The organism is Shewanella sp. TB7-MNA-CIBAN-0143 (assembly GCF_040310065.1).
In the GTDB taxonomy this organism is placed as follows: Bacteria; Pseudomonadota; Gammaproteobacteria; order Enterobacterales; family Shewanellaceae; genus Shewanella.
In genome coordinates this window covers 1-230 of the sequence record NZ_JBEOPL010000176.1, presented here as the reverse complement: position 1 = coordinate 230, position 230 = coordinate 1, and the positions used below count along the sequence as shown (strand labels likewise).

General features: G+C 39.6%; 1 pseudogene. It reads right to left on the bottom strand.

Annotation, left to right across the window (positions count from 1 at the left end):
* Positions 1-230 (bottom strand): annotated as a pseudogene (locus AAEY97_RS21560) (LacI family DNA-binding transcriptional regulator); the annotation flags it as partial.

Below are 230 nucleotides of genomic sequence, written 5' to 3'. Positions count from 1 at the left end.
ATACCAGACTGATACGTGAAACTCCCCTGCTCTATGTATTCTGGTGGCGTATTTATTCTGTTAGATCGCAATGCATCCAAATAGCCTTGGTAACGTAAACGACTCACGCCTTGATTTGGATCGCCAATGATATGGCCTATTTTACTGTGGCCTTGTTTTATTAATGTTTCAGTTAAGTCAAAGGCTGCTTGATAATCGTCCATGCAAATATAAGGTGAAATAGTTAACTG